This is a genomic window from Kitasatospora sp. NPDC053057 (assembly GCF_044546945.1).
Taxonomy (GTDB): domain Bacteria; phylum Actinomycetota; class Actinomycetes; order Streptomycetales; family Streptomycetaceae; genus Kitasatospora.
The window spans coordinates 1-10,587 of record NZ_JBITZP010000069.1; the positions used below are offsets into that span (position 1 = coordinate 1).

At 72.7% G+C, this 10,587-nt stretch carries 14 protein-coding genes and 3 tRNA genes; 8 read left to right on the forward strand and 9 right to left on the reverse strand.

All coding sequences use genetic code 11. The features are described from left to right. Positions 1–208 precede the first annotated feature (208 nt). Positions 209–1,129 (forward strand): zinc-binding dehydrogenase, encoded by a 921-nt coding sequence (locus ACIG5E_RS37300; protein WP_396541402.1) that lies wholly within the window; start codon positions 209–211, stop codon positions 1,127–1,129. Between the two features lie 243 nt (positions 1,130–1,372). On the opposite strand, the gene ACIG5E_RS37305 is transcribed toward ACIG5E_RS37300, so the two are convergent. Further along, a complete protein-coding gene (locus tag ACIG5E_RS37305; protein WP_396541404.1) occupies positions 1,373–1,591 on the reverse strand; it encodes a hypothetical protein in 219 nt (72 codons plus the stop codon). A 60-nt stretch (positions 1,592–1,651) separates the two neighbouring features. Here ACIG5E_RS37305 and ACIG5E_RS37310 point away from each other — a divergent pair, with 60 nt between their 5' ends. After that, positions 1,652–2,191 carry an alpha/beta hydrolase family protein gene (locus tag ACIG5E_RS37310; RefSeq protein WP_396541406.1) on the forward strand — a complete coding sequence of 180 codons (540 nt, stop codon included), beginning with the start codon at positions 1,652–1,654 and terminating at the stop codon, positions 2,189–2,191. 19 nt (positions 2,192–2,210) lie between these two features. Here the strand turns inward: ACIG5E_RS37310 and ACIG5E_RS37315 are convergent, their stop codons facing one another. Both ACIG5E_RS37315 and ACIG5E_RS37320 read right to left on the reverse strand, forming a co-directional pair. Beyond that, positions 2,211–2,399 carry a hypothetical protein gene (locus ACIG5E_RS37315; RefSeq protein WP_396541408.1) on the reverse strand — a complete coding sequence of 63 codons (189 nt, stop codon included), beginning with the start codon at positions 2,397–2,399 and terminating at the stop codon, positions 2,211–2,213. A 28-nt stretch (positions 2,400–2,427) separates the two neighbouring features. After that, entirely contained in the window at positions 2,428–3,666 is a 1,239-nt protein-coding gene (locus ACIG5E_RS37320) for a plasmid pRiA4b ORF-3 family protein (protein ID WP_396541410.1), read from the reverse strand. Between the two features lie 72 nt (positions 3,667–3,738). Between ACIG5E_RS37320 and ACIG5E_RS37325 the strand changes: the two genes are divergently transcribed. After that, positions 3,739–4,875 (forward strand): hypothetical protein, encoded by a 1,137-nt coding sequence (locus tag ACIG5E_RS37325; protein ID WP_396541412.1) that lies wholly within the window; start codon positions 3,739–3,741, stop codon positions 4,873–4,875. Between the two features lie 103 nt (positions 4,876–4,978). Here the strand turns inward: ACIG5E_RS37325 and ACIG5E_RS37330 are convergent, their stop codons facing one another. The 6 genes from ACIG5E_RS37330 to ACIG5E_RS37355 form a co-directional block, all read right to left on the reverse strand. Continuing rightward, positions 4,979–5,371, reverse strand: a complete 393-nt coding sequence (locus ACIG5E_RS37330; RefSeq protein WP_396541414.1) for a type II toxin-antitoxin system VapC family toxin — start codon at positions 5,369–5,371, stop codon at positions 4,979–4,981. Then, positions 5,368–5,595: a FitA-like ribbon-helix-helix domain-containing protein gene (locus ACIG5E_RS37335; RefSeq protein WP_396541416.1), complete on the reverse strand. Its 228-nt coding sequence runs from the start codon at positions 5,593–5,595 to the stop codon at positions 5,368–5,370. The genes ACIG5E_RS37330 and ACIG5E_RS37335 overlap by 4 nt, the downstream gene beginning before the upstream one ends. 140 nt (positions 5,596–5,735) lie before the next feature. Then, positions 5,736–5,812 (reverse strand) — tRNA-Phe (locus tag ACIG5E_RS37340). A 27-nt stretch (positions 5,813–5,839) separates the two neighbouring features. Beyond that, positions 5,840–5,913 (reverse strand) — tRNA-Asp (locus tag ACIG5E_RS37345). 56 nt (positions 5,914–5,969) lie between these two features. Next, positions 5,970–6,042: transfer RNA gene (locus ACIG5E_RS37350), tRNA-Glu, on the reverse strand. A gap of 102 nt (positions 6,043–6,144) precedes the next feature. Then, on the reverse strand, positions 6,145–6,486 hold the full coding sequence (locus ACIG5E_RS37355) for a metallopeptidase family protein (protein WP_396541418.1): 342 nt from the start codon (positions 6,484–6,486) through the stop codon (positions 6,145–6,147). Positions 6,487–6,556: 70 nt separating this feature from the next. Between ACIG5E_RS37355 and crcB (ACIG5E_RS37360) the strand changes: the two genes are divergently transcribed. The 5 genes from crcB (ACIG5E_RS37360) to ACIG5E_RS37380 form a co-directional block, all read left to right on the forward strand. Next, entirely contained in the window at positions 6,557–7,024 is a 468-nt protein-coding gene (gene crcB, locus ACIG5E_RS37360; protein WP_396541420.1) for a fluoride efflux transporter CrcB, read from the forward strand. Continuing rightward, positions 7,021–7,377, forward strand: a complete 357-nt coding sequence (locus ACIG5E_RS37365) for a DUF190 domain-containing protein (protein ID WP_396541422.1) — start codon at positions 7,021–7,023, stop codon at positions 7,375–7,377. Before crcB (ACIG5E_RS37360) ends, ACIG5E_RS37365 begins: the two co-directional genes overlap by 4 nt. Continuing rightward, positions 7,374–7,748, forward strand: coding sequence for a fluoride efflux transporter CrcB (gene crcB, locus ACIG5E_RS37370; RefSeq protein ID WP_396541424.1), 375 nt, complete (start codon positions 7,374–7,376; stop codon positions 7,746–7,748). Before ACIG5E_RS37365 ends, crcB (ACIG5E_RS37370) begins: the two co-directional genes overlap by 4 nt. 140 nt (positions 7,749–7,888) lie before the next feature. Continuing rightward, complete coding sequence (locus ACIG5E_RS37375; RefSeq protein WP_396541426.1) at positions 7,889–8,575, forward strand: hypothetical protein; 687 nt, start codon at positions 7,889–7,891, stop codon at positions 8,573–8,575. 195 nt (positions 8,576–8,770) lie between these two features. Next, on the forward strand, positions 8,771–10,587 hold a 1,817-nt coding region (locus ACIG5E_RS37380; protein WP_396541428.1), incomplete at its 3' end, for a DEAD/DEAH box helicase.

Here is a 10,587-nt window from a genome sequence, read left to right on the forward strand (position 1 = left end):
TCACCCGTCACGCCCCTCTCCGCAGCCACCCCCTCCACCGCCCCTCCCGCAGCGCGTCCCTCTCGCCTTGGTTGGGTGGGGGAGGGAGGTGGGGGTGCTGGGGGTGGGGGGTGCGACAGCGGGTGGTTGTCGTTGCTGTCGGGTGGTTGTTGGACCGGGGGGTGGTGGGGGCGGTGGAGTGGGGGCTCCGACGGGGTGAGGAGTGGGGATGAAGGCGCTGGTGGCGACGGGGGACGCGGTGGAGCCGGTGCGGTTCGCGGAGGTGGAGCAGCCGCGGCCGGGGCCGGGGGAGGTGTTGGTGAAGGTGGAGGCGTTCTCGGTGAACCGGGGGGAGACCTTCCAGCTGGAGGCGCCCAGGGACGGGTGGCGGCCGGGGAAGGACGTGGCCGGGCTGGTCGTGCAGGCTGCGGCCGACGGGTCGGGGCCCGCGGTGTGCCGACGGGTGGTCGGGCATCCGCCGGCGGCCGGGTGGGCCGAGTACGTGTGTGTGCCGGTGTCCTCGCTCGCCGAGCTGCCGGACCGCCTGGACGCCGTACGGGCCGCTGCGCTGCCGTTGGCGGGTCTGACCGCGTTGCGGCTGCTGCGCACGGTGGGGGCGGTGGCCGGGCGGCGGGTGCTGCTGACCGGGGCGTCCGGTGGGGTCGGGCACTACTTCACCGAGCTGGCCGCGGCGGCCGGGGCCGAGCTGACCGTCGTCACCGCCTCTCCGGAGCGCGGCCGCCGGCTGGCCGAGCTGGGCGCGGCCGAGGTGGTGCACGAGCTCGGTGAGGCCCGCGGCCCGTACGACCTGGTGCTGGAGTCCACCGGTGGGGCCGGCCTGCCGCTGGCGCTGGCCCGGCTGGCCCGGCGCGGCACCCTGGTCTGGTTCGGCCAGGCCTCGCGTACGCCGGCCACGCTGAACTTCTTCGACTTCTTCGCCGGCCCCGAGTCGGCCACCCTGCGGCACTTCCACTACGCCGACTCCGACGTCCCGGACGGCGAGGACCTGGCCACCCTGGTGCGGCTGGCGGCGGCCGGCCGGCTGACCCCGGAGATCGGCCTGGTCGCGCCCTGGGAGCGGACCGCGACCACCCTCACCGACCTGCGCGACCGTCGGATCCGCGGCAAGGCCGTCCTGACCGTCGCCTGACTCCTGGAAAGGAACCCTGATCGTGTCCTTCGTCGACACCCCTGGTCTGCTGCCCGCGTTCATCGCGGAAACCCGCCCGCGCGCCCACGGCGCCGGCCTCGACCCGTACGAGTACGACCGGGTGACCGCCCCGCTGACCTCCCTGCGGGACTGGCCGGCCGCCTTCGGCGCGGTGGGGCGCCGGTACGCCGCCGCGGCCGGGATCGCCGCTGCAGAGGGCCGTACGGTCACCGCCGGCGCCGCCTACCGCAGCGCCGCCCGCTGGTTCCACGCCGCCGGACTGATGCCGCACCCCGACCGGGCCGCCGCCGCCCGGCTGGCCGCCGAGGCCGACGAGGCGATGCGGCAGTCGCTGGCGCTGCTGGAGCCGGAGGCGGCGCGGGTCGAGGGCGAGGGCTTCGCGGGCTGGCTGCGCCGTCCGGCGGCGGGTGGCGGCCCGGTGGTGCTGATCGTGCCGGGCATGGACTCCGGGAAGGAGGAGTTCCACGCGCTCGCCGACGCCCTGCTGGCCCGGGGGCCGCCGTGCTGGCGATCGACGGGCCGGGCCAGGGCGTACTGGCCGCCACCAGCGCGCCGGAGCCCGACTACCACCGGGTGGTGGGCCGGGCCCTGGACGCGCTCGCGGCCCACGACGGCCTGGACCTCGCCCGCACCGCCGTGGTCGGCCTCAGTCTGGGCGGCTACTACGCGGCGATGGCCGCCGCCCACGAGTCGCGGCTGCGCGCCGCCGTGGCGGTCAGCGGCCCGTACCGGCTGGACTGGGCGGGCGTGGTCCCCTTCGTCAGCGAGACCCTGGCCCAGCGCTGCGGCGGCCCCGAGGCGGCCCGTGCCTTCGTGGAGCGGCTCGACCTGACCGGGCTCGCCCCGACGATCACCCTCCCGCTGCTGGTGGTCGAGGGCGGCGAGGACCGCATCCCCGGCGTCACCAACGCCACCGTCCTCGCCGAGCACGCCCCGAACGCCGAACTGCTGCTCGTCCCGCACGGCAACCACCTGCTCGGCACCGCCCTCCCGGACTGGCTCCCGGCCACGGCGGACTGGCTCACCGCGCGCCTCGCCTGACGGCGCCCGGCTGGGGCGCTCAGTACGGCAGCAGGTCCCCGGTGACCAGGTCGAAGTCGAACGGCTCCGGGATGTGCAGCGTCTCGCCGAACGCGATGTCCTCGCGCCGGTGGGGATCCCCATCAGCGGTTCGAGCGCTTCCGCCATCCGCAGAAGTGCGGCTTCGGACGCCATCGTGCACGGTGGTTGACGTCAGCGTCGGCGTCACCCGGAGCCTCGGGATCAGACCGTGCTCGTCAATCGAGGGTGAGCAGTTGCCGGTTGATCTCGCGTAGGTCGAAGTGGGCCGGGTCGAAGTCGGCTGCTGTCTTGAGACCGAGCCAGCGAAGCAGGTCCTCGTGCTCAGGGTCGGTGGAGTCCTGGAGGGTTCGCTTGAGGTCCTCGTACCCGCCCGGGCCGCCGCAGTCCTCAGGTGGGCAGGCTCCGGCGCCGTCCACGCAGGCGGGATAGTGGTGGCCGGCCTCGGCTGTCATCCGGCGTTCGACGGTGATGCGGTGCTCCCACGAGTCGCCGAAATCGTAGTCGTAATCGAGGTGTCCACCTTCCTTGACCAGGGTGTCCAGGACGGCGGTGGTCTCGTCCACGAAGTCCAGTTCGTCGGAGCGGCGTCCGTACTGGACGCCTTTCGCGCTGAACGCGTGCAGGTGACAGTTCTGCCAGCCCATGGCGGCCTGGATGACCTGGTGCAGCCCGTCGAGGCGGATGCCTGCCGGTACCCGGACGAGACGCCAGACCGAAGGCTGGCCCACATCGGCGAGCTGGATGCGGAGCTGGTAGACCGGGTCGCCAGGGCGTGGCTCCCCGCGGAGCCGGGACATGGCTTCGCGGCCGGCCGCGGTGAATGTGACGGCGTCACCGGTCAGTTCGACGGCGCCGAGGCCCCTGAGGGCCGTGAGCAGGCTCTCCACGTCGCGGTCGTTGCCCCGGCGCAGGAGGCCGAGACGGTCTTGCGGAAGGTCATCGAGGACGAAGAACCCGGACAGTGCGTTCCACACCGCAGCCCGCAGCTTCCGTTCCGGTACCGGAAGGTCGGCGGCGTAGAGGCTCGTCAGCACCACCCGCAGCCCGGACGGGTACTCCTCCGCGAACATCGAGCCGAGCCACCCGGAGGGGAGCACCGCCTCGCCGATGCGCGGCAGCGCCTCGAACAGCGCGTCGAGGACGCGCTCGGGGTCCTCCAGTAGGCGCGCGTTCTTCTTGACGGGCACCAGACGGCCGCCGGTGGCCCGAAGCAGCCGGGCCGCCTTGGCCCATTCCACCAGCAGGTTCAGGTGGTACAGCTCCTGGCTGGACTTGGTCTTGAAGGTCCTGTCACCGATGGCCGGGTCGATCGTGTCGCCGGTCTCCAGGAGCGTGACCAGGGCCCGCGCATCCGCGAGGGTGACCTTGCCCGTCTGGGTGAGCTTGCGTCCCGCGCCGATCCAGCTGACGAGTCCTCGGATCTGCTCGACGGTGCGTGGCTGCTCGGGTTCCATCATCGCTTCCTGTCTTCTCGGGCTTGGCGGATCCCATCATCAGGGGTTGGTGGTCCCGCTAGGGTCGCAGCGATGAGTGAGTACCAGTACTACGAGTTCCTGGCGATCGACCGGCCGCTGACCAGCGACGAGCAGGAGCAACTGCGGGCGCTGTCCACCCGAGCCCGGATCACCGCGACCAGCTTCACCAACGAATATCAGTGGGGCAACTTCCGCGGTGATCCGAGGCGGATGGTGGAGCAGTACTACGACGCTCACCTCTACCTGACCAACTGGGGCACCCACCAGGTGATCCTGCGCGTGCCCAAGGGGCAGCTCACGCTGCGGGCGCTGGAGCCGTACTGCTTCGACGAGTGCGTCGAGGCATGGACGACCAAGACCCACCTCGTTCTGGACCTACGCAGCGAGGACGAGGGCGGGGACTGGGAGGAGGGCGCCGAGGACTCGCTCGGTGCCATCGCCGGGGTACGGGCCGAGCTGGCTTCCGGGGATCACCGCGCCCTGTACCTCGCGTGGCTGTCCGCCATCGGCGCTTGGGCGCTGCAGGACGCCGACGATGAGGAGGCTTACCAGGAAGCTGTCGAGCCCCCGGTCCCGGCCGGGCTCGATCGGCTCACCGCACCGCAGCGAGCGCTCGCGGACTTCCTGCGTGTCGACGCCGACCTGCTGGCGGTCGCCGCTCAGGCCAGCCCGCCCGCCCCCGCACCTCGGAAACGGCCCGGGAAGAAGGAGCTGGCGCCGCTGATCGCCGCGCTTCCCGAGAAGGACAAGGACGGGATCCTGTTGCGCCTGGCACTGGGCGATGAGCCTCAGCTGGGAGCCGAGTTCCTGCGCCGCTTGCTCGGCGAGCCGTCTGCGGTGACCGTGCCAGGCCAGCGCTCGGCCGCAGAACTGCTGGCCGCAGCACACACGCGAGCCACCGAGCGCCGGCAGCGTGCCGAGCGGGTTCGGGACGAGGCGCGCGCGACGAAGCTGACCGCCCTGGCCGCCAACGAGGAAGCGATCTGGCGCGAGGTCGATAACCATGTCGCCCGTAAACAGGTGGCCCGCTATGACGTCGCTGTGGCCCTCCTGGTCCAGCTCCGTGATGCCTGCGACCACGTCGGACGCGGCCTTGAGTTTCGGGAGCGGGTGGCAGCCCTCCGCAGCCAGTACCAGCACCTGCCCGGCCTGCTGCGCCGGCTCGACGACCGGGCTCTGCGGGGCTGACGCCCGCGCTGACCCTTTCGATCGGGGTCCGGTCGACGGCCGTTGTCACCGAAGGCGACTCGGATCGGCGCGCTGCGAAGCCGCCAGGCGACCGCACGTGCCGTCAGCTGATCACTTCGATGACGCACTGCGCACCGGAGCCTCGCTGCAACTTGGCGTCGCCGGTGACCAGCGGTACGGCCAAGTGCTCGGCGAGAGCGATGTAGGCGGCGTCGTACGCGGTGAAGTTGCCTCGGAGCTCCCAGATTCGCGGCAGGAGCTCCGTGTGTTGGGCGCGCTGGATCGGCACTGAGGGCAACAGTCGGAGGGCGCGATCCGCGTCGGCGAACTCGACCTTCCGGCCGAGCAGCAGTCCGCGGATTGCGCTCGCGGCTTCGATGTCGATCAGTGCGGGGGCGGCGAGGCGTTCTCCGGAGATCCGGCCCGCGCATGCCTTGCCGAGGGGGCCCCGATCCAACAGTGCTGCCACGAGTACCGAGTTGTCGACGACGATCACTCGCCCCGGCCCTCCCGCTGTGCGGCGAGGATGTCGGCCATCGAGACGCTGCTCGACAGGTTCTCTCGAGCCGTGGTCAGCACTTCCTCGACGGTGGGCTGTGCGGCTTCCTCCTCAAGCCGGAGCCGCAAATACTCCTGGAGTGATCGTCCCGACTCGTCCGCGCGCCGGCGCAGTATCGCGTAGGCGTCGTCGTTCAGGTTCCTGATCTGCACTGTAGCCATGCATGCATAGTAGCGCTGATGAGCTTGAAACTCAGCGCTACTGGATCGCTGGGGCGACCGTCCACCGTCCCGCTGGCGTCAGGCGACGCAAAAATGCCCCCGAAGCGAGCTGCTTCGAGGGCATCGTGCCTGGTCAAGGCTGGTGGCCAGGGCCGGGGTCGAACCGGCGACCTTCCGCTTTTCAGGCGGACGCTCGTACCAACTGAGCTACCTGGCCGTACTGCACCGTCTCTTGCGAGACGAGCGATCCCGACGGGACTTGAACCCGCGACCTCCACCTTGACAGGGTGGCGAGCTAACCAACTGCTCCACGGGACCTGGTAGTGGCGAACCACTAAGGTCTTGCGGCACTGCACTTTACTACGGTACTGCCGTGCCCCCAACGGGATTCGAACCCGTGCTACCGCCTTGAAAGGGCGGCGTCCTGGGCCACTAGACGATGAGGGCTTGCGGCCCGTCCGGCTGTTTCCAGCGTTCCGGGGACGTCGAGAAGCATATGGGATGCGGGGCGGATCGCCAAAACGGGTTTGGGCCGGGTGGGGGCGGGGGTCAGGACCAGCCGAGCTCGTCCAGCTCGTGATCGTCGAAGCCGAAGTGGTGGGCGACCTCGTGGATGACGGTGGTGCGGACCTCCTCGACCACCTGCTCGTGGGTCTCGCAGTGCCGCAGGATGGGGCCGCGGTAGATCAGGATCCGGTCGGGCAGGACGCCCGCGTACCACTCGCCGCGCTCGGTGAGCGGGGTGCCCTCGTAGAGGCCGAGGAGTTCGGGATCGCTCGGGTCGGGTTCGTCCTCGACGAAGACCGCGACGTTGTCCATCATGGCCGCGAGCTGCGGGGGAATCCCGTCCAGGGCGTCGCTGACCAGCGTCTCGAACTCTTCCCGGGTCATTTCCACCGGATCATTGTCGGCTCTGGGGTGACGGTGTGCCAGGCAGCGGACAGGGGTGTTTGATGGGTCCGTGGCGACCTTGGAGGACACGGTGGACAGCACGTCGGCGCCGGTGCGCGGACGGCCGTCGGCGCTGCGCGGGCAGGGGCCGGCCGTGGCGGTGGTCGCGGTGGGCGGGGCGATCGGCGCGGTGGCGCGGTACGCGGCCGGGCTGGGCTGGGAGACCGGGCAGTCGGCCTTCCCGTGGACGACGCTGCTGATCAACGTGGTCGGCTGCGCGGTGATCGGGGTGTTCCTGGTGGCGATCACCGAGGGGCGCCCGGCGCACCCGCTGCTGCGGCCGTTCTTCGGCACCGGGGTGCTGGGCGGGTTCACCACCTTCTCGACGTCCGCGGTGGACATCCGCCGGCTGCTGGAGGCCGGGCGGCTCGGGCCCGGGCTGGCGTACCTGGGGCTGACCCTGGTGGGTGCGCTCGGCGCGGTGTGGGCGGCCGCGGTGCTGACTCGGCGCCTGATCCACCGCGGCGGTGCCCGGTGAGCCGGCTGAGCGGGCCGGCGCTGCGGCTGACCGTGCTGGTGGGCGAGAGCGACACCTGGCACCACCGCCCGCTGTACAGCGAGATCGTGCACCGGGCGCGGGCGGCCGGGCTGGCCGGGGCGAGCGTGTTCCGGGGGATCGAGGGGTTCGGGGCCTCCTCGCTGGTGCACACGGCGCGGCTGCTGTCGCTGAGTGAGGACCTGCCGGTGGCGGTGCTGATCGTGGACGAGGAGGACCGGGTGCGGGGTTTCCTGCCGCAGCTGGAGGAACTGGTCGCGGAGGGCCTGGTGCTGCTGGACCAGTGCGAGGTCGTCCACCACCGGGGCCGGGGTGCGGTCGGGGGAACGGAGTGAACTGGCTGCTGGTGGTGGTGGGCGCGATGGTCGGCGCGCCGCTGCGGTACCTGACCGACCGGGCGGTGCAGTCCCGGCACGACTCGGTGTTCCCGTGGGGCACCTTCACGGTGAACGTGTTCGGCTGCCTGGTGCTCGGCCTGCTGGCCGGCGCGGTGACGGCGGGCGCGGCCTCCTCGCACGTCCAACTGCTGGTCGGCACGGGCTTCTGCGGCGCGCTGACCACGTACTCGACCTTCTCGTACGAGACGCTGCGGCTGACCGAGTCCGGTGCCGGGCGGTACGCGGTGGCGAACGTGGCCGGGAGCCTGGCGGCCGGGCTGACCGCGGTGTACGCGGGGGCGGAGCTGGCTTCGGCGCTCTGGGGCTGAGGCTCCCGCGGCCGGGGCGCGTCGCACGGCTGCCGAGAACTGCCGCGCCGACCCGTGTCCCGCCGGACCTGACGCGCGTTGGGCACCGAAAGCGGCCGCGCGCCAGTGGGCGGCCCGGGTGGGGCGGCAGGAGAGTGGGCGTGGTGGCTTCGGTGCGGGCGCTGGGATCGGCGCGTTCGGCAGCGGCGGTGCGGGAGGCGGCCGCGCTGCGGTCGCGCGCGGTGCGGGCGGCGGCGGTGCTGGCGGTGGCCGGGCTGGGGCTGACGGGGTGCATGTCGGTCGGTCCGGCGGCGGAGGAGAAGCACGGCGGGGTGGCGCCGGTCGGGCAGGCCGGTCCGGCGGGCCGGCCGGGGGCGACGGGCGGCCCCTCGGCCTCTCCGGGCGCCGGGCACCCGGGGGGCGCGTCGGGGCACGCGGAGCGCCAGGGGGGCCCGCAGGCCGAGAACGCGCCGGCCGGGGCCACGGCTGCCGCGCCGGGCGAGCTCACGCCCGGCGCGAACAGCACGGTGGCCGGCGTGGTCCCGGTGCCGGGGGCGGGCGCTCCCGAGGGCGCGCCGGGCGGCAACGCCTCGACGGGGGGCGCGAATTCCGGCCCCGCGCCGCACCCAGGCGGTTCCGCGGGCGGCGGTTCGACGGGCGCCGGCGGCACCGGCGAGGGCCGCTCCGGCGGCGGTGCGGGGACCCCGTCGGCCACTCCGAGCGGCCACCCGTCCGGCACCCCAGAGCCTGAGCACACCACGCCCGCCGCAACCGTCCCGCCGGGCCCGGAACCCTCCTCAAGCAGCTCCGGTTCCTCGGCCCCGAGCCCCCATGCGGGTGCGCACTAGTGGGCTGGCCTGGGCATTTGCCTCCGATCCCGAGGGTCCTCTATGGTGGTAGATCGTTCGTTTGATTCATTTGACTGGCGCCCTAATCCCATCTGGCGCCCTTGGCGCGTTCCGGCGATCCGTGGCTGACCGCATAGAGGCGGTTGTGAAACAGAACCCCGGACTTTGGCGCGTGCCACTTCCGGAAGGTTTTGCATGTCTCTCGTTGACGACGCCCGCTTCGCCATGCCCGCGAACGAGGCCGCCGCCGATGTCACCGATTCCACCGATCTGATCACCGAGGCCGCGGAGCCGGCCGAGGAGGTCACCGCCGAGACCGTCGAGGAGACGGTCGAGGCCACCGAGCCCGCCGAGCCCACCATCACCTTCGGCGACCTGGGCCTGCACGACGACGTCGTCCGCGCCCTCGCCAAGCGCGGCGTCACCACCCCGTTCCCGATCCAGGCCGCGACCATCCCGGACGCCCTGGCCGGCAAGGACGTGCTGGGCCGCGGCCGCACCGGCTCCGGCAAGACCCTCAGCTTCGGCCTGCCGCTGCTGACCCGCCTGTCCGACGGCGAGCGCACCCGCGCCAAGCACCCGCGCGGTCTGATCCTGGTCCCGACCCGCGAGCTGGCCATGCAGGTCGCCGACGCCCTGGAGCCCTTCGGCTCGGTGCTCGGCCTGCGCCTCAAGGTCGTCTGCGGCGGCACCTCGATGTCGAACCAGATCTACGCGCTGGAGCGCGGCGTCGACGTCCTGGTCGCCACCCCCGGCCGTCTGCGCGACCTGCTGAACCGCGGCTCCGCCAAGCTGGACGACGTCCAGACCGTCGTCCTCGACGAGGCCGACCAGATGGCCGACATGGGCTTCCTGCCCGAGGTCACCGAGATCCTCGACCAGGTGCCGGCCGGCGGCCAGCGCCTGCTGTTCTCCGCCACCCTGGAGAACGAGATCGACACCCTGGTGAAGCGCTACCTGAAGAGCCCGGTCACCCACGAGGTCGACCCGTCGGCCGGCGCCGTCACCACCATGACCCACCACATCCTCGTGGTGAAGCCCAAGGACAAGGCGCCGATCACCAACGCGATCGCCGCCCGCAAGGGCCGCACGATCATCTTCGTCCGCACCCAGATGGGCGCCGACCGCGTCGCCGAGCAGCTGATCGAGGCCGGTGTGAAGGCCGACGCGCTGCACGGCGGCATGACCCAGGGCGCCCGTACCCGCGTCCTCGGCGACTTCAAGGACGGCTACGTCAACGTCGTCGTCGCCACCGACGTCGCCGCCCGCGGCATCCACGTCGACGGCATCGACCTGGTCCTCAACGTGGACCCGGCCGGCGACCACAAGGACTACCTGCACCGCTCCGGCCGCACCGCGCGCGCCGGCCGCTCCGGTGCCGTCGTCACCCTGGTGCTGCCGCACCAGCGCCGTGGCGTCTTCCGCCTGATGGAGGACGCGGGCGTCGACGCCAGCCGCCACATCCTGGACCACGCCTTCGACGCCGAGGTCGCCAAGATCACCGGCGCCCGCTCGCTCACCGAGGTGCAGGCCGAGAGCGCCGCGAACATCGCCGGTGCCGCCGAGCGCGAGCTCGCCGACATGACCCGCCAGCTGGAGCGCGCGCAGCGCCGCGCCACCGAGCTGCGCGAGGAGGCCGACCGCCTGGCCGCCCGTGCGGCGCGCGAGCGGGCCGAGCTGGGCATCGAGGACGAGGCCCCGGCCGCGTCCGCCGAGGCCGGCGAGGAGACCGCCCAGGCCGACGCCCCGGCCGCCGCGGAGGCCCCGGCCGCCGCTGCGCCGCAGGCCGAGGAGCGCACCCCGGCGTACCGCGAGGCGCGCACCGAGCGTCCGGCCTTCGGCCGTGACCGGGACCGCGACCGTGACCGTGACGACCGTCGCTCCGGTGGCTTCGGTGCCGGCCGTGACCGCGATGACCGCCGTTCCGGTGGCTTCGGTGCCGGCCGTGACCGCGATGACCGTCGCTCGGGTGGCTTCAACCGTGACGACCGCGGCGACCGTGGCGACCGTGG